The organism is Pseudomonas sp. P867 (assembly GCF_019891455.1).
Taxonomy (GTDB): domain Bacteria; phylum Pseudomonadota; class Gammaproteobacteria; order Pseudomonadales; family Pseudomonadaceae; genus Aquipseudomonas; species Aquipseudomonas synxantha_A.
In genome coordinates this window covers 29,114-45,343 of sequence record NZ_JAFLXB010000012.1, presented here as the reverse complement: position 1 = coordinate 45,343, position 16,230 = coordinate 29,114, and the positions used below count along the sequence as shown (strand labels likewise).

The 16,230-nt window shown below is 61.3% G+C and carries 17 protein-coding genes; 10 read left to right on the top strand and 7 right to left on the bottom strand.

Translation table 11 applies throughout. The features are described 5' to 3' along the window. The first annotated feature begins 5 nt into the window (after positions 1-5). Together J1G33_RS20695 and J1G33_RS20690 are read left to right on the top strand one after the other, a co-directional pair. Positions 6-1,814 carry a monovalent cation:proton antiporter-2 (CPA2) family protein gene (locus tag J1G33_RS20695; protein ID WP_078821080.1) on the top strand — a complete coding sequence of 603 codons (1,809 nt, stop codon included), beginning with the start codon at positions 6-8 and terminating at the stop codon, positions 1,812-1,814. A 72-nt stretch (positions 1,815-1,886) separates the two neighbouring features. Further along, entirely contained in the window at positions 1,887-2,441 is a 555-nt protein-coding gene (locus J1G33_RS20690) for a hypothetical protein (protein WP_216091206.1), read from the top strand. A gap of 28 nt (positions 2,442-2,469) precedes the next feature. Here J1G33_RS20690 and J1G33_RS20685 read toward each other — a convergent pair whose 3' ends face one another. From J1G33_RS20685 to J1G33_RS20655, 7 genes are all read right to left on the bottom strand, one after another. Beyond that, on the bottom strand, positions 2,470-3,186 hold the full coding sequence (locus J1G33_RS20685) for an alpha/beta fold hydrolase (protein ID WP_005787572.1): 717 nt from the start codon (positions 3,184-3,186) through the stop codon (positions 2,470-2,472). Between the two features lie 10 nt (positions 3,187-3,196). Continuing rightward, entirely contained in the window at positions 3,197-3,952 is a 756-nt protein-coding gene (gene cobF, locus J1G33_RS20680; RefSeq protein ID WP_148854185.1) for a precorrin-6A synthase (deacetylating), read from the bottom strand. A gap of 45 nt (positions 3,953-3,997) precedes the next feature. Next, complete coding sequence (locus tag J1G33_RS20675; protein ID WP_223018654.1) at positions 3,998-4,552, bottom strand: histidine phosphatase family protein; 555 nt, start codon at positions 4,550-4,552, stop codon at positions 3,998-4,000. 87 nt (positions 4,553-4,639) lie between these two features. Continuing rightward, on the bottom strand, positions 4,640-5,116 hold the full coding sequence (locus J1G33_RS20670) for a YbjN domain-containing protein (protein WP_032876374.1): 477 nt from the start codon (positions 5,114-5,116) through the stop codon (positions 4,640-4,642). 173 nt (positions 5,117-5,289) lie between these two features. After that, a complete protein-coding gene (locus J1G33_RS20665) occupies positions 5,290-6,630 on the bottom strand; it encodes an MFS transporter (protein WP_223018653.1) in 1,341 nt (446 codons plus the stop codon). A gap of 33 nt (positions 6,631-6,663) precedes the next feature. Continuing rightward, positions 6,664-8,193, bottom strand: coding sequence for an AMP-binding protein (locus tag J1G33_RS20660; protein WP_223018652.1), 1,530 nt, complete (start codon positions 8,191-8,193; stop codon positions 6,664-6,666). Between the two features lie 3 nt (positions 8,194-8,196). Continuing rightward, positions 8,197-9,375, bottom strand: a complete 1,179-nt coding sequence (locus J1G33_RS20655) for an acetyl-CoA acetyltransferase (protein WP_078821075.1) — start codon at positions 9,373-9,375, stop codon at positions 8,197-8,199. Between the two features lie 130 nt (positions 9,376-9,505). Here J1G33_RS20655 and J1G33_RS20650 point away from each other — a divergent pair, with 130 nt between their 5' ends. The 8 genes from J1G33_RS20650 (at position 9,506) to J1G33_RS20615 (ending at position 16,176) form a co-directional block, all read left to right on the top strand. Then, on the top strand, positions 9,506-10,078 hold the full coding sequence (locus tag J1G33_RS20650) for a LuxR C-terminal-related transcriptional regulator (RefSeq protein ID WP_005787559.1): 573 nt from the start codon (positions 9,506-9,508) through the stop codon (positions 10,076-10,078). A gap of 184 nt (positions 10,079-10,262) precedes the next feature. After that, a complete protein-coding gene (locus J1G33_RS20645; RefSeq protein ID WP_078821074.1) occupies positions 10,263-11,189 on the top strand; it encodes an arginine deiminase-related protein in 927 nt (308 codons plus the stop codon). A gap of 11 nt (positions 11,190-11,200) precedes the next feature. Beyond that, positions 11,201-12,247 (top strand): ornithine cyclodeaminase, encoded by a 1,047-nt coding sequence (locus J1G33_RS20640; protein WP_078821073.1) that lies wholly within the window; start codon positions 11,201-11,203, stop codon positions 12,245-12,247. A 226-nt stretch (positions 12,248-12,473) separates the two neighbouring features. Then, positions 12,474-13,253, top strand: coding sequence for an ABC transporter substrate-binding protein (locus J1G33_RS20635; protein WP_005787553.1), 780 nt, complete (start codon positions 12,474-12,476; stop codon positions 13,251-13,253). A gap of 175 nt (positions 13,254-13,428) precedes the next feature. Next, complete coding sequence (locus J1G33_RS20630; RefSeq protein ID WP_032876394.1) at positions 13,429-14,130, top strand: ABC transporter permease; 702 nt, start codon at positions 13,429-13,431, stop codon at positions 14,128-14,130. Further along, on the top strand, positions 14,127-14,840 hold the full coding sequence (locus J1G33_RS20625; protein WP_078821072.1) for an ABC transporter permease: 714 nt from the start codon (positions 14,127-14,129) through the stop codon (positions 14,838-14,840). The genes J1G33_RS20630 and J1G33_RS20625 overlap by 4 nt, the downstream gene beginning before the upstream one ends. 3 nt (positions 14,841-14,843) lie before the next feature. Next, positions 14,844-15,674 (top strand): ATP-binding cassette domain-containing protein, encoded by an 831-nt coding sequence (locus tag J1G33_RS20620; protein ID WP_032876400.1) that lies wholly within the window; start codon positions 14,844-14,846, stop codon positions 15,672-15,674. A gap of 4 nt (positions 15,675-15,678) precedes the next feature. Further along, positions 15,679-16,176, top strand: a complete 498-nt coding sequence (locus J1G33_RS20615) for an Lrp/AsnC family transcriptional regulator (protein WP_005787545.1) — start codon at positions 15,679-15,681, stop codon at positions 16,174-16,176. Positions 16,177-16,230: the final 54 nt, after the last annotated feature.

Genomic DNA, 16,230 nt, shown 5'->3' with positions numbered 1-16,230 from the left:
TCGCAATGCCCCATGAAGGCAACCTGTTACAAGCGGCCGTAGTGTTCCTGCTCGCTGCCGTGCTCACCGTGCCCCTGGCCAAGCGCCTGCAATTGGGCGCGGTGCTGGGCTATCTGTTTGCCGGTGTGATCATCGGCCCGTCGGTACTCGGCCTGATCGGCAACCCGCAAAGCGTGGCGCAGTTCTCTGAATTGGGTGTGGTGCTGCTGTTGTTCATCATCGGCCTGGAGCTGTCGCCCAAACGCCTGTGGGTGATGCGCAAGGCCGTGTTCGGTGTCGGCCTGGCCCAGGTGCTGCTCACTGGGTTGGTCATGGGCGCGGTGGCGCTGTGGCTGTTTGGCCAGCCATGGAACAGTGCCATCGTGCTGGGCCTGGGCCTGGCGCTGTCCTCCACCGCGTTTGGCCTGCAAAGCCTGGCCGAGCGCAAGGAGCTTAACCAGCCCCACGGGCGTCTGGCTTTCGCCATCCTGCTGTTTCAGGACATCGCGGCCATCCCGCTGATCGCCCTCGTACCCTTGCTGGCCGGTGGCAGTCACCCAACCACCGAAGCCGAGGGCCTGCGCCATGGCTTGCAGGTACTGGGCAGCATCGCCGTGGTGATCATCGGCGGGCGCTACCTATTGCGTCCGGTGTTTCGCATCGTCGCCAAAACCGGTCTGCGCGAAGTATCCACCGCCACCGCGCTGCTGGTGGTGATCGGCACCGCCTGGCTGATGGAGCTGGTGGGCGTGTCCATGGCCCTGGGGGCGTTCCTCGCCGGCCTGCTGCTGGCAGATTCGGAATACCGCCACGAACTGGAATCCCAGATCGAACCCTTCAAGGGCCTGCTGCTGGGGCTGTTCTTTATCAGCGTGGGCATGGGCGCCAACCTCAGCCTGCTGCTCAGTACGCCGCTGGTGGTGATCGGCCTGACCCTGCTGTTGATCGGGTTGAAACTGCCCCTGCTATACGCCGTTGGCCGCATGGTCGGCGATCTCAATCGCGAAAGCGCCTTGCGCCTCGGCGTGGTACTGGCAGCCGGGGGTGAATTCGCCTTCGTGGTGTTCAAGATCGGCCGCGACCAAGGCCTGTTCGAACCACACCTTTACGATGTGCTGGTGCTGACCATCACCCTGTCCATGGCCTTGACCCCGCTGTTGCTGCTGGTGTGTCCGAAGCTGTTCAAACCCAAGGTCAAGTCGGTGGAAGTGCCGGAGGAATACCGCGCCATCGAAAGCGACGCGCCCCGCGTGGTCATTGCCGGCATGGGGCGGATGGGCCAGATTGTGGCGCGGATCCTGCGGGCGCAGAACATTTCGTTTATCGCCCTCGACACCTCCGTGGAAACCATCGAGCTGACCCGCAGTTTTGGCGGTATGCCGGTGTTCTACGGTGACCCCCAGCGCCCGGAAATTCTCCACGCGGCCAAGGTCGATCAGGCGGAATTCTTCGTCATTGCCATGGACGATCCGGAGATCAACATCAAGACCGCCGCTCTGGTGCGCAGCCTCTACCCGCACATGAAGATCATCGCCCGTGCCCGTAACCGCCAGCACGTACACCGCTTGGTGGACCTGGACGCTTCACCGGTGCGCGAAACCTTCTACTCCAGCCTGGAAATGAGCCGCCGCACCCTGGTCGGCCTTGGCTTGAGCCAGGCTCAGGCCGACGCGCGCATCAACCGCTTCAAGACCCACGACCAGCAAGTGCTCGCCGCGCAACACGCAGTGTACGACGATGCAGCCAAAGTCATGCAAACCGCTCAGGAAGCCCGTACGGAACTGGCGCGCTTGTTTGAGATGGACAGGCTTGAGGAAGAGTCCGACAAGGTGTGACATGGAGAATGAACGAAATTGCGAATTTTCTGACAGAATACGCCGCAATTTCGTTCATCCCTGGAGCGCCACATGGCCACGTTCACCAAGACCGCAGTGCTGCTGGCCCTCGCGCTTACCGCCGGCAGCGTGTTCGCTGCCGCCAAGCCAACCACGCAAAAAATCTCCACCCTGGGTGGCAAGTTCACCTTCAACCTGCCCAAGGCCTACAGCGCTGACGCCCTGCCCTCCGGCAAGGCTGAGGACGGCACCGCTGATACCCAGGGCACGCTGTATGCCAACTCGACAACGAAAAGTGTGGTGATCGTCGCCGAAACCGTGCGCAACGATGGGGCAACCATCAAGGATAACGACCCGCAGTTCCTTGATGGTGCCGTGGCCGATTTCGTCAAGGACCAGAGCGCCGCCCTGCCCGACTTCAAGAAGCTGGGCGAGAAGAAACTCACTTACAAGGGCCTGGGCCTGCGCCAGGTTGACAGCAGCGCTACCCAGGGCGGCGGCAAGACCTTGAACTCCACGTTCCTGGGTGGTTCCGGCAACCATCTGCTGGTGATCCAGGCGATTTCCCGGGCCGATGATGTGAAGGGGCATGCGGCATTGGTGAAGCAGATTACGGGCGGCAAGTAACCGCCCCTCCCACATTTTTTACTGCATTTCACTTCAAGCTTTTCTCTAGCCAGGCTTTCAAGTCCTGCACTTCCGCTTCGCTGATCGTGTGATTCATCCCCGGGTATTCATGAAACTCCGGCTTGAGCCCCAACCCCACCAGCACCTTATCTGCCTGCGTGGCCGAGCTGAAGGGCAGCGCCTGGTCCAAAGTGCCATGGCCAATAAAAATCGCCAGTTTGCCCATGGACGCATCAGGCTTCAGCGCAGACCTGAGTACCGGTAGCACGCTGCCACTGAGCGCGGCGATACCGCGTACCAACTCGGGTTCACGCAAGGCCACCTCGTAAGACATGATCGCGCCCTGGCTGAACCCCACCAGGAATACCCGATCGCTTTGGGTGTGGTACTTGGCGGTAGCCTTGACCACAAAGTCCTTGATCAGTCGGGCGCTGCTGAACAGTTCATCGGTCTCGCCGTTGTACTCAGGCTCATCAGTCTTGGTAAACCAACGATAACCGTGCGGTTCCACCGGCAGCGGCGCACGCACCGACAGGTAGGTCCAGGTGGATGGCAACGCGTCCTTGATACCAAACAGGTCGTCCTCGTTGCTGCCAAAACCATGCAGGAAGATCACCAGCGGCTGGTTGCGCGCATCGCTCTGGGTTTGTTCCAGGTAGGACAACGGCAAGTCGGTGTGCAAGCCGGTGTCGGCATGAACGGCGCCGGCCACCAGGGCCAATGCAAGGGCAAGCTGTTTGAGCATCGGATTTACCTCAGGGTTTGCGCAACAAATAGGTGTCCATGATCCAGCCGTTTTCCAGGCGCGCCGCCTTGCGTACCCGTTCAATCTCTTCTGCCACGTGGGCCACTTTACCGCTGATCAGGATTTCGTCAGGCGTGCCCAGGTAGGCGCCCCAGTAAATATCCAGGTCCTGATTCGCCACGCTGCGGTAGGAATCTTCGGCGTCGAGCATTACTACCAGGGTATCGGCATCACTCGCCTGCCCCGCCGCCAACCGGCGCCCAGTGGTGATTTCGATGGACTTGCCGATACGGTTGAGCGGCACCTTATGCTGCGCCGCCAGCGCTTGCACACTGGTGATACCGGGGATCACTTCAAACTCGAACACACAGCGGCCACTGGCAAGAATCGCCTGCAGGATGCGGATCGTGCTGTCGTACAGCGCAGGATCCCCCCAGGCCAGGAACGCCCCCACTTCACCGTCAGCCATTTCTTCGTTGATCATGCGCTCGAAGGTGTGCTGCTTATCGCGGTTAAGGTCCTGCACGGCGGTGGTGTAGTCGATTTCACCGCGTACGCGCTCAGGGCAATCGGCCTCGACAAAACGGTAGCCGGGCTCGGTGATGTAGGTCTGGCAGATCTCACGGCGCAGGTCGATCAGCTTGTCCTTGCTCTGGCCCTTGTCCATCAGGAAGAACACGTCGGTACGGTTCAGCGCCTTCACGGCCTGCATCGTGATGTAGTCAGGGTTGCCGGCGCCAATGCCGATGATCAGGATGCGTTTCATGGGGTGCTCTCAGTGCGGGGCGTTGATTTTGCCATGATCTGCACGTCAGGCGTGAGTTTCCAGGCGCAGGCGCCACACGCCATTGAAGCGCAACTCAGTGGCCGACAGGGGCTCGACGTCGACCCGATAGAACATCGAGACCGGGAACTGCATGACGGAGAGTATCGCGGCGCGAATCACGAACGGGTGGGTCACGGCGACTGTATGGCCGGGGTGGGTTTCGAGCGATGCGAGCCATTGGCCCACACGCGCACAGAGCTGATCCACCGACTCGCCGCCATGGGGTGCGCGGGTGCTGTCGGCGCTCCAGGCCTTTAATTCCTGGCTATCGAGTTGGCTGATGTCCTGGCCTTTCCATAAACCGAGATCAACATCGCGCAACGCCACTTCAACCTCGGCGTGGGCGCCGAACAAGCCGGCTGTCTGGCGGGCCCTGGCTTCGGGGCCGCAGAGCAGGCGTGGCTGTTTTTTGTAGCGTCCGGCCAGGGAGCAAGCAGCACTTTGCCAGTCCATCGAGACGGACTCATCGTCGGGAAAACGCCCATGTTTTTGCAGGGGGGTGATGGCGTGGCAGATCAGGGTCAAACGGGTGGCGAGCATCGCACTTCACTCTGTTTTCGGTATGTTACTGCACCCCCAGTGTGAACGATGTACCTGTGGGAGGGGCTTGCCCCCTCCCACATTTAATCAGGCGGATGCACTCTCACTGAGCGGCGCGGCTGCGGCCTGGGCCTGCAACTGCGCGGCTTGCTGGCTGTATTCGCGCAGGTAGACGATAAATTCCTGCAACAGGCGGTCCCACAGTTCCAACTGGCTACGCAGATGCGAAGCGCCGACACCGGCCACCACCACGTCCATCTCCATCAACAGAAACTCACCCTGCACCGACAACCGCGCAAAGCGCCGCGAGGCATTCCACACCTGAGCCAGGCCCTCGGGCAATTCACCCTGCACCCGCAGGGCGCAGCTGTAGGTAAAGTCCACATAACTGCCCTGCTCGGCCGCCGGGTTGCCAAAGCGCACGGCAAAACCGATGCCCTGACTGGCGCTGAGCAATTGCACAACGCCGTTCTGCTCAGACTGGTTGACCCGATACCCGGCTTCCTGCAACAGCTCGGTGAGGCTTTGAATGGATACGCTGGTGATCAGTTGAACATCGCTCATAGTGGTCTCTTCCTTGTTGATCATTGATTAAGGCGGTGTGCGAGCATCGAACCGATTAAGGTATAGCTCATCGCCAAAACCTTGGGTCAATTCATTGGAAATGACCCATTCTCATCACAACAACGGCTGGCCACCTTTTTTGGATCGTGCTGCATCAGTTGGATAAGCGTCGACTATGAGGCCGTCTTCGGGAGCAAGCCCCCTCCCACATCGGCGGGCACAAGCGCCGAATGACCGCTGGCGACAAAATCCTCCTTGTGCAACACCACCAATGCCACCAGCGACACCACCCCGGTGGCCACGTAGAAGTACCACGGCGAAGTAATGTCCCCGGTCACCTTGATCAACCAGGTGGAAATCAACGGCGCACTGCCGCCAAACACCGCCACCGGCACGTTGTATGCCACTGCAATGCCGGTGGAGCGAATCCGCGTCGGCAGCAGCTCACTCATCAACGCGTAGGTCGACGACGCATACAGCCCGAACAGAATCGCCACCGCCATCAACGGTGCGAAGAACGACGCCGGGGTCGCGGTGGGTGCCGACTTGAACAGCCAGAACATCGCCAGGGTCGCCAGCGTGCCGATCACCATCAGGAACGGCTTGCGCCCGTATTTATCGGTAAATGCCCCGCCAAACGGCATAACGAAGGCGGCCGAGAAACTGGCAACGAACACGTAGAGCAAGGTGGTGCCGCTGTCGAACTTGAGGAATTTGGCCATGTAGGTCGAGGCGAAGGTCAGCACCAGGTAGAAGATCGAGCTGTGCAAGGTGATGATAAAGAACACCAGGGCAATCGCGCGCTTCCACTGCCAGACCTCCCGCAGCGGCGCCCGCGAGGTTTGCCCGGCGCGTTGCAGGGCTAAAAACTCGGGGCTGTCTTCAAGCTTGAGGCGGATGTACATGGAGATAAAGCCCAGGGGCGCAGCGATCAGGAACGGTACGCGCCAGGCCCATTCCTGCATGACCTCGGCGCCCAGCACCCAGGTCATGCCATTGGCCACCGCGCCGCCCAGCAACAGGCCGAGCACAGCGGTGACCATCAACCAGCAGGTGGCGAAGCCGCGGCGACCGGGCCCTGCGTATTCGGAGATAAAGCTGGTGACCGTGCCGATTTCGCCGCCCGCCGAGAAGCCCTGCACGCAGCGCACCAGGATCAGCAGGATCGGCGCGGCGATGCCCAGGCTGGCGTAGGTCGGCAACGACCCCAGCATCACCGTGGAACCGGTCATCATCACCAGCGCCATGATCAGGGTTTTGCGCCGGCCGATCTTGTCTGCCAGCGGGCCGAAGAACAGCCCACCCAGAGGGCGGATAAAAAAGCTCAGGGCAAACGCGGCGAAGCTGGCCAGCAGGCTGGTGGTGGGGTCATCGGAGACGAAGAACGCCTGGCCGATATAGACCGCGAGAAACCCATAGACGCCGTAGTCGTACCACTCGATCAAGTGGCCCGAGGTGGCGCCCAGAAACGCTCGGCGGCGCTTGCGGACAGTGTCTTGTGCGGGATTGCCCATCGTGGGGACTCCTTGTCTGATTATCGATCCATGTCAAAGCGCGGCGATACTCGCTGCTTTCAACCACTGCCGCAAGTCGGTCTTGAGAATCTTGCCGTAGCTGTTCTTGGGCAAGTCGCTGCGCCATACATATTTTTTCGGTTTCTTGAACGAGGCCATGCGCGTCAGGAACCAGGCGGTGAGTTCACCCTCATCCAGGGGCTGGCCGCTGCGCGTCACCACAAACGCCACCACCGACTCCCCCCACTGAGCGTCCGGCTCGCCCACCACGCACACCTCAAACACCTGCGGATGCTGGGCCAGCACTTCCTCGACTTCACGCGGGTAGACGTTGCTGCCGCCGCTGATGATCACGTCCTTGGAGCGATCCGTCAGGGTCAGATAGCCGGCTGCGTCTAGATAGCCGATATCACCGGTCAGCAGCCAGCCGTCCACCAAGGTTTGGCCAGTGGCTTGCGGGTTGCGCCAGTAGCCTTGCATCACGGTGGCGCCACGCACCGCGATTTCGCCGCGCTCACCGGTGGGCAAAGGCTGGTGCGCAGTATCGAGAATACGGATTTCCACACAGGACTGCGCGTGGCCCACCGAAGCGGCCAGGCTGGCCCAGTCGGGGCGTTGGCGATCGGCAATCACTGCACGGGGCAACACGCTGATAGTCATCGGGCTCTCGCCCTGACCGTAGATCTGCACCAGGCGCGGCCCGAAGGTGTCGGCGGCTTCACGCAGATCGGCCAGGTACATCGGGCCGCCGCCATACACGATGGTCTTGATGCCAGCGCCGTGATAATCCTGGCGCCGTGCCTGCTCGACCATGCGCTTGACCATGGTCGGCGCGGCAAACAGCGACACATTGCCCACCTGCTCGGCCAGCCCGAACAGCTCGGCGGCGTCGAAGCCATGGGAGGCCGGCACCACGTGGCGTGCACCGCAACGCACATGGATAAAGTTATACAGGCCAGCACCGTGGGACATCGGCGCGGCATACACCGCGGCATCGTCGGCGCTGACCGCATCGACATCTGTGGCGTAGCACAGCGACATGGCGACCAGGTTGCCGTGGGACAGCATCACACCCTTGGAGCGCCCTGTCGTGCCGGAGGTATAGAACAGCCAGGCGAGGTCCTGGTCGTGGCGTGGCACCGGTTGCTCCAGGGTCGGCCAGCCAGTGTTGAGAGGTAAGAGGTGGCCGTCCAGCTCCTTGCAGCGCGGGGGCAAATCCCGTGATGAAAACACCCGGCCGCCATCGGTAAAGATCAAGCGTGCCTCGGCGTTATCGGCAATCCACGCCGCTTCGCTGGGGTGCAGTTTGGCATTGATCGGCACTGCCACGGCGCCCATCCACCAGATGGCATAGAGCAATTCCAGATAGTCGCAGCTGTTTTTCATCAGCAGCGCCACCGCGTCCCCCGGCACCAGGCCGTGCTGGTCCACCAGGTGCGCGGCGCGTTGGCGCACGTGGGCGGCGAAGGTGGCGTAGTCGGCCACTTGGGTGGTGCCGTTGAACAGCGCCGGGCGTTGGGGGGCCCGACGCTGGGTGTCGTGCAGCCAGTTGGCAATGTTCATGGCTCAGCTCCGGCGTGCCTGCAGGACCGATGCGTAGTTGGCCACCGCCATGCCGCCCATGTTGAACACCAGGCCGAACTCCGGGTTGGGCACCGCCAGGCCAATCGGTTCCCCGGTCAATTGCCGGAACGCCAAGGCATGCATGGACACCCCCGTTGCACCGACCGGATGCCCCTTGGCCTTGAGCCCGCCGGAAAGGTTGACCGGCAAGCGCCCGCCGGCACGCACCACGCCGCTGTCGAGCACGCGATGCCCTTCGCCTTTGGGCGCCAGGCCCATGGCTTCGTAGATCAGCAGCTCGGCAATGGTGAAACAGTCGTGCACCTCGGCGAAACTCAGGTCTGCCAGGGTCACATTCGCTGTGCGCAGCGCTGCATGGATCGCTCGTTGCGGGCCTTCAAAGGCCAGGATGTCGCGCTGGGCGATGGGCAAGGTGTCATTGACTTGGGTCATCGCCCGGATCTGCACCTCGCGGCGAAACGCCCGCGCACGTTTGGGTGACGCCAGAATAATCGCGGCGGCGCCGTCGCTGATCAGCGAGCAGTCCGTCAGACGCAGGGAGTCGGCCACGAACGGGTTGCTCTGGGACACGTTGTTGCAGTGCTCGAAATTCATCTCCCGATGCATCTGCGCCAGCGGGTTGGCCATGGCATTGGAGTGGTTTTTGGTGGCGATGGCCGCCATCGAGCCCAGCGGACAGTGGTAGCGCTCGGCGTATTGGCGGGCGGCGCGGCCGAACAATTGCGGGAAACTCAGGCCGGCTTCGGCCGGGTCGTTCTGATAGCCGGCGCCGGCCAGGGCTTGGGTGACCGCGGCGGTGCTGGTGTGAGTCATCTTTTCGGCGCCCACCACCAGCACCAACTCGGCGCTGCCGGAGAGAATCGCATTGACTCCCGCCTGGATCGCCGCCGAACCCGAAGCGCAGGCGTTTTCGCAGCGGGTGGCAGGTTTGAAACGCAGCCCGGGGTCGGCCTGCAACAGCAACGAGGCGGCAAAGCCGTCGGGCACCAGCCCAGAGTTGAAATGCCCCAGGAACAGCGCGTCGATTTGCGACGCATCAATCGCAGCGTCACTCAAGGCTTCACGGGTAACCTGGACGATCAGGTCTTCCAGCGTGGTGCCTTCCAGGCGACCAAAGCGGGAGTGACCAGCGGCAACAATGGAGACGCAATCAGCAGGCATAATCAATTTCTTCTGTTCTTGATCCGGACTTTACTTACAATGACCCACCCCGGGTCCCGCGCCAATTCGTGTAACTACTTACATGGGTAAGTAGCGCACCAGGGCATTGAACAACGAGGCAGGATGCCCCATGAACGCGCTTGCACAGCAATTTCCCGACCTCGAACGCCTGGCGTTCAAGCTGTCCCCTGCCCCGCAGATCGTCACCAGCGACCGGGTAATACTCGACTGCAACGATGCCTTCCTGAAGCTGTTCGGCTATACACGCCAGGCACTGGTCAATCAGTTGACCCTTCTGATCTACCCGTCCCAGGCCGACTACCATGCCATCGGCAAGCGCAGCCATGACTGGCTGCTCGACAGCGACAACGGCTTTTATTCCGATGAGCGCTTCATGCAGCACCACAATGGCGAAGTGTTCTGGGCCAAGTCCCACGGCTACACCCTCACCCCCAAAGACCCGTTCAAGCTGATGATCTGGCACTTCGAACGCCTGGACCGTCTGCATCAGGGCACTGGCGACCTCACGCCGCGGGAGCGGGAAATCGCCATGCACATCGTCAATGGTTTCAAGTCCAAGGAAATCGCCCTGCGCCTGGCGATTTCCCACCGCACGGTGGAAGTGCACCGGGCGCGGTTGATGAAGAAATTGCAGGCCAAGACCGTGGTGGAGCTGGTATCGAAGATCATTATGGTGGCGTGACAGGTAACGGCTATTGAGCAGGTTGCCCCCCTACATCTGAGCACATTTCAATCCGGCAGCCGATTCAGCTGCCTTATCCACCTTTTCAGCTTTCCCGGCTGAGCCGCCCCGCTGTTTCAGCCGGGATCCTCCCACCCTATGGCACAAAATAGCGTCACAAGATCCCCCATGGACCCGTGCCCCCATGCAAACCACCAACACCGTCCTGATGATTCGCCCGGCGCGTTTTGCCTTCAACCCGGATACCGCGATCAACAACCGTTTTCAACGCCCGCCGCCGGACCCGCTCAGTGCACAGCACAAAGCGCTGAAAGAATTCGACGGCTATGTCGACACCCTGCGCAGCCACGGCGTGGAGGTGCTGGTGGTGCAGGACACTCCGGCCCCTCACACCCCGGACTCGATCTTTCCCAATAATTGGTGGAGCAGCCACGCCGACGGCAGCCTGGTGCTCTACCCCATGCAAGGCCAGAACCGACGACTGGAGCGCAACAAGGGCGTGCTGCAAGTTCTGGAGCAGCGCTTTGCGATCAACACCACCATCGACCTCAGCCACCTGGAACAACAGGACATCTTCCTCGAAGGCACCGGCAGCATGGTGCTCGACCGCCAGCACCGCATCAGCTACGCCTGCCACTCCGGGCGCACCCATCACGCGGCGCTGCACCAGTTTGCCGAACGTCTGGACTACCAACTCTGCGTGTTCCACGCCCTGGACCGCCACCACGCACCGATCTACCACAGCAACGTGATGATGAGCGTCGGTCGCGACCTCGCAGTGGTGTGCCTGCAAGCCCTGCCCGACGAGCGCGAGCGCCTGGCCCTGGAACGCTCACTGCGCGACACCGGCAAGGACATCCTCGCCCTCGACTTCGACCAGTTGGAGGCCTTCGCCGGCAACATGCTCGAAGTCCACGACCGTGACGGCCAGCCATTGCTGGTGATGTCTGCCAGCGCCTGGCGCGCGTTGCAACCGGCGCAGCGCCAGCAGGTGGAGCGCCATACGCGACCAGTGGTGGTGAATATCGACAACATCGAACGCATCGGCGGCGGCAGTGCCCGTTGCATGTTGGCCGAAGTGCATCTGCCGATCCGCCCCTCATTTCAATAAGGAGTCTTGCCATGACCCGTTATATCGACGTCAACGACCTCAGCTACCTGGTTTCGCAAAAAGGTTTGCAAACCTGCATCACCGAGATGGCCGAGTACATCCGTGCCGACTACCTGCGCTGGCAGGACTTCGAGAAATGCGCACGCCTGGCCAACCATTCACCGGATGGCGTGATCGAGTTGATGCCCGTCTCGGACGCCTCGCTGTATGCGTTCAAATACGTCAACGGCCACCCGAAAAACACCCTGGCCGGTATGCTGACCGTGATGGCCTTTGGCGCCTTGGGCGATGTGGATACCGGCAAACCCGTGCTGCTGGCGGAAATGACCCTGACTACCGCCATCCGCACCGCTGCCACCTCGGCCCTGGTCGCCCGCTACCTGGCGCGCGACAACAGCCGCAGCATGGCGTTGATCGGCAACGGCTGCCAAAGCGAATTCCAGGCCCTGGCCTTCCACGCCATGCTTGGCATTAACGAAATTCGCCTGTTCGATATCGACGCCAAGGCCACCGCCAAACTCGCCGCCAACCTCAAGGCGTTCCCGGCGATCAAGGTGATCCTGGCTGACAGCGTGGCCGACGCGGTCAAAGGCGCGGATATCGTCACCACCGTCACTGCCGACAAGGCTTATGCAACCATCCTCACCGACGAGATGATCGAACCGGGTATGCACCTCAATGCCGTGGGTGGCGATTGCCCGGGCAAGACCGAGCTGGACCGGCGCATCGTCGAACGTGCCCGGGTGATCGTGGAGTACGAACCGCAAAGCCGCATCGAAGGTGAGATCCAGCACATGCCTGAGGATTCGCCGGTGACCGAGTTGTGGCAAGTGATCAACGGCCAGAAGCCCGGCCGCGAGAATGCGCGCCAGATCACTCTGTTCGACTCGGTGGGTTTTGCCATCGAAGACTACTCGGCCCTGCGCTATGTACTGGACGTCGCCAAGGCGTTGGACGTGGGCAGCGAGCTGGAACTGGTACCCGACCTGGCTGACCCCAAAGACCTGTTTGCCCGCCTGGCCCGGCAGCCGGTCGCACAGCACAAAAAGCGCGCCTGAGACCGCTCTGGCCTGCCGCTTTGCGTCGAGGGCGGGCCGGACTTTGCTGGATTAAAAGCCGATTCGGCGGGTGCAACAGCCGATTGCGCTGCATTGTCGGTTTTAACAGCGCAATTTGCGCTTTGTGCAGGGGGTAAACGACACAAAAAACGCACCATCATGAAGCATTCTCTGCTCCCAGTTATTCACTGCCCTGACATCAATTACAAAATATAGGGACCTCCACATGACTCCACTGCGATCACTCTTCGCTGCGTTGCTGTTGCCTCTGTGCGCCACCGCCGCCCACGCCCAGGACTGGAAAGAAATCCGTTTTGGCGTGTTCCCCGAATACCCACCCTTCGAATCCGTGGCCGCCGACGGCAGCCTGCAAGGCTTCGATATTGAACTGGGCAACGCCATCTGCGCCAAGCTCGAAGTGAAATGCACCTGGGTGCACAATGAATTCGACGGCATGATCCCGGCCCTGCGTGCGCGCAAGTTCGACGCCATCATGTCCTCCATGGCCGTGACCCCGGCTCGCGAAAAAGTCATCGACTTTACCGATCGCCTGTTCCTCAGCCCCACCTCGGTGATCACGCGCAAAGGCGCCGACTTCGGCGATACCCCGGAATCGCTCAAGGGCAAGCAGGTCGGCGTGCTGCAAGGCTCGCTGCAGGAAGCCTACGCCCGAGCGCACCTGGCCAGGCTGGGTGCGCAGATCAAGGCGTACCAGTCTCAAGAGCAGAACTACGCCGACCTGCAAAACGGGCGCCTCGACGCCACCCTGACCGACAAACTCGAAGCCCAGCTCAACTTCCTGTCCAAGCCCGAAGGCGCCGACTTCAAGACCGGCCCGGCCTTCAAGGACCCGACCCTGCCGCTGGACATCGCCATGGGCCTGCGCAAGAACGACCAGGCACTGCGTGAGCTGATCAATAAAGGCATCGCCGCCGTCCAGGCCGATGGCACTTACGCGCAGATCCAGAAGAAATACTTCGGCGATCAAGATATCTACAACGAATAACTAAGCCATCGACCTCCCTGTGGATGCAGCTTTTGTGGGAGGGGGGCTTGCTCCCGATAGCAGTGGTCAGTCATTGAAAATATTGACTGAACCACCGCTATCGGGAGCAAGCCCCCCCTCCCACACAAATCGGTTCCCCACAAAGATGGTGTGTGTGCCTTTTAGAGATCTTCCCATGAACGAACTCCTCAACCTGCAAGGCTACGGCCCGATGCTGGCCCAGGGTGCCTGGATGACGCTCAAGCTGGCCTTCCTCGCCCTGGCCCTGAGCCTAACCCTGGGCCTGGTCGCCGCCGGCGCCAAGCTATCCAGCGCCAGATGGCTGCGCGTACCTGCCACGCTCTACACCACGCTGATCCGCAGCGTGCCGGACCTGGTGTTGATCCTGCTGATCTTCTATAGCCTGCAACTGTGGCTCAACGACCTGACTGAAGTGTTCGGCTGGGAGTACTTTGAAATCGACCCGTTCACCGCCGGGGTGGTCACCCTGGGATTTATCTACGGCGCGTATTTCACCGAGAACTTCCGTGGCGCGATCCTCAGCGTACCGGTGGGCCAGTTGGAAGCCGCGACGGCTTATGGCCTGAGCCGCTGGCAGCGCTTCCACCTGGTGCTGTTCCCACAACTGATGCGTTTTGCCCTGCCGGGCCTGGGCAATAACTGGCTGGTGCTGCTCAAGTCCACGGCGCTGGTGTCGATCATCGGCCTGTCAGACCTGGTCAAGGCCGCGCAAAACGCCGGCAAGTCCACCAGCGAGCCACTTTACTTCCTGATCCTCGCGGGCCTGGTGTACCTGCTGATCACTACCCTCTCCAACCGCATCTTCAAGCGCCTCGAACGGCGCTATAACCTGGGCATCAAGGGGATGGCGCGATGATCGAACTGTTCCAGCAATACGGCCTGGCCTACCTGTTCAGCGATGGCAGCGGCTTGTCCGGCGTCGCCATGACCGTGTGGCTGTTCATCATCTCGGTGGTGCTCGGTTTTTGCCTGTCGATCCCCCTGGCACTGGCGCGGGTTTCGCAGCACGTTTGGCTGCGCTGGCCGGTGGAGGTCTACACCTACCTGTTCCGCGGCACGCCGCTGTATATCCAGTTGCTGATTTGCTACACCGGGCTGTACAGCCTGGAGGTGGTGCAGGACAACGCCCTGCTCAACCAGTTTTTCCGCAATGCGCTGAACTGCACCTTGTTGGCGTTTGTGCTCAACACCTGTGCCTACACCGTGGAGATCTTCGCCGGGGCGATCCGCAATATTCCCCACGGCGAAATCGAAGCGGCACGCGCCTATGGCCTGCACGGCTGGCGGCTGAATCTGTTCGTGGTGGTACCCGCCGCATTGCGCCGCGCATTGCCGGCCTACAGCAATGAAATGATCCTGATGCTGCACGCCACGTCACTGGCGTTTACCGCCACCGTTGCCGACATCCTCAAGGTCGCCCGCGATGCGAATGCCGAAACCTTCCTGACCTTTCAGGCGTTTGGTATCGCCGCCCTGCTCTACATGCTGCTGTCCTTTGCACTGGTGGGCCTGTTTCGGCTGGCCGAACGTCGCTGGATGCGTTTTCTTGTTCCTACCCGAGGCTAACCCATGAATCAGTCCGCGCAGGCCCTGGCCGTTTATCCGGTGGATGTACCGGTTGTCGAAACTGCAACTGCCGCCATCAAGCTTCAAGTCGAAGGCATTCACAAACGCTACGGCGAACACGAAGTGCTCAAAGGTGTGTCCCTCAATGCCCGTCAAGGCGATGTGATCAGCCTGATCGGCGCCAGCGGCTCGGGCAAAAGCACCATGCTGCGTTGCATCAACTTTCTTGAACAGCCGGACGCCGGGGTCATCACCCTGGACGGCATCAGCATCGAAATGCAACAAGGCCGCGCCGGCACCCGCGCGCCGCACCAGGCACAACTGCAAAACCTGCGCACGCGCCTGGCCATGGTGTTCCAGCACTTCAACCTGTGGAGTCACATGACGGTGCTGGAAAACATCACCATGGCCCCGCGCCGGGTGCTGAATGTGAGCGCCGCCGAGGCGGAAAAACGTGCGCGCCTGTACCTGGACAAAGTCGGCTTGCCAGGTCGCGTGGCGGATCAATACCCGGCGTTCCTCTCGGGTGGCCAGCAGCAACGCGTGGCGATTGCGCGGGCATTGGCGATGGAGCCGGAGATTATCCTGTTCGACGAACCGACCTCAGCCCTCGACCCGGAACTTGTAGGCGAAGTACTCAAAGTCATACAGACGTTGGCCGAGGAAGGCCGTACCATGCTGATGGTCACCCACGAAATGGGCTTTGCCCGCCAGGTGTCAAGCCAAGTGCTGTTCCTGCATCAGGGCCGAGTCGAGGAACACGGCGGCGCCGAGATCCTCGACCACCCCAACAGCGAACGCTTGCAGCAATTTCTTTCCAACCGTTTGAAGTGAACTCATGGATACCAAGGCCAACGGACCCCACTCCTCCCCTGCGCTGGATCGCATCGACGAGGCGATCATCGATGTGCTCAGGCACCAGGGGCGCATCACCTATGAAAAACTCTCGTCGCTGGTGCACCTGACCCCCAGGCCATGCCTGGAGCGGGTGCGCAAGTTGGAGCGACGCGGGGTGATCCGTGGGTATGGGGCGATCATCGATGTGCAGATGGTCTCACCAGGGCTGTCGCTGCTGGTGCTGGTGGCCTTGTCCAACCAGAGCGGGCGCTCGGCGCAAAAGGCCTTCGAAGCCTGCGTCAAAGCCTGCCCGCAGGTGTTCGAATGCCAGTTGATCAGCGGGCCGTTCGACTACAGCCTGCGTATGCGCTGCCGGGATATGGAGCATTACCGGGTGCTGACGGAGATCTGGTTGAACAATGATGAGTTGCACATTGATAAGTTGGTGGCGCATCCAGAGTTGGCAGTAGTCAAGAACACTGCGACCGAACTGGCCTGATACCCACTCCCCCAGGCTGCGAAAACCAAATGTGGGAGCTGGCTTGCCTGCGAT

What these genes read in the sequence shown, in the direction of transcription:
- J1G33_RS20695 (WP_078821080.1), top strand. Translation starts at nt 6, where the DNA reads ATGCCCCATGAAGGCAACCTGTTACAAGCGGCCGTAGTGTTCCTGCTC.
- J1G33_RS20690 (WP_216091206.1), top strand. Translation starts at nt 1,887, where the DNA reads ATGGCCACGTTCACCAAGACCGCAGTGCTGCTGGCCCTCGCGCTTACC.
- J1G33_RS20685 (WP_005787572.1), bottom strand. Translation starts at nt 3,186, where the DNA reads ATGCTCAAACAGCTTGCCCTTGCATTGGCCCTGGTGGCCGGCGCCGTT.
- cobF (WP_148854185.1), bottom strand. Translation starts at nt 3,952, where the DNA reads ATGAAACGCATCCTGATCATCGGCATTGGCGCCGGCAACCCTGACTAC.
- J1G33_RS20675 (WP_223018654.1), bottom strand. Translation starts at nt 4,552, where the DNA reads ATGCTCGCCACCCGTTTGACCCTGATCTGCCACGCCATCACCCCCCTG.
- J1G33_RS20670 (WP_032876374.1), bottom strand. Translation starts at nt 5,116, where the DNA reads ATGAGCGATGTTCAACTGATCACCAGCGTATCCATTCAAAGCCTCACC.
- J1G33_RS20665 (WP_223018653.1), bottom strand. Translation starts at nt 6,630, where the DNA reads ATGGGCAATCCCGCACAAGACACTGTCCGCAAGCGCCGCCGAGCGTTT.
- J1G33_RS20660 (WP_223018652.1), bottom strand. Translation starts at nt 8,193, where the DNA reads ATGAACATTGCCAACTGGCTGCACGACACCCAGCGTCGGGCCCCCCAA.
- J1G33_RS20655 (WP_078821075.1), bottom strand. Translation starts at nt 9,375, where the DNA reads ATGCCTGCTGATTGCGTCTCCATTGTTGCCGCTGGTCACTCCCGCTTT.
- J1G33_RS20650 (WP_005787559.1), top strand. Translation starts at nt 9,506, where the DNA reads ATGAACGCGCTTGCACAGCAATTTCCCGACCTCGAACGCCTGGCGTTC.
- J1G33_RS20645 (WP_078821074.1), top strand. Translation starts at nt 10,263, where the DNA reads ATGCAAACCACCAACACCGTCCTGATGATTCGCCCGGCGCGTTTTGCC.
- J1G33_RS20640 (WP_078821073.1), top strand. Translation starts at nt 11,201, where the DNA reads ATGACCCGTTATATCGACGTCAACGACCTCAGCTACCTGGTTTCGCAA.
- J1G33_RS20635 (WP_005787553.1), top strand. Translation starts at nt 12,474, where the DNA reads ATGACTCCACTGCGATCACTCTTCGCTGCGTTGCTGTTGCCTCTGTGC.
- J1G33_RS20630 (WP_032876394.1), top strand. Translation starts at nt 13,429, where the DNA reads ATGAACGAACTCCTCAACCTGCAAGGCTACGGCCCGATGCTGGCCCAG.
- J1G33_RS20625 (WP_078821072.1), top strand. Translation starts at nt 14,127, where the DNA reads ATGATCGAACTGTTCCAGCAATACGGCCTGGCCTACCTGTTCAGCGAT.
- J1G33_RS20620 (WP_032876400.1), top strand. Translation starts at nt 14,844, where the DNA reads ATGAATCAGTCCGCGCAGGCCCTGGCCGTTTATCCGGTGGATGTACCG.
- J1G33_RS20615 (WP_005787545.1), top strand. Translation starts at nt 15,679, where the DNA reads ATGGATACCAAGGCCAACGGACCCCACTCCTCCCCTGCGCTGGATCGC.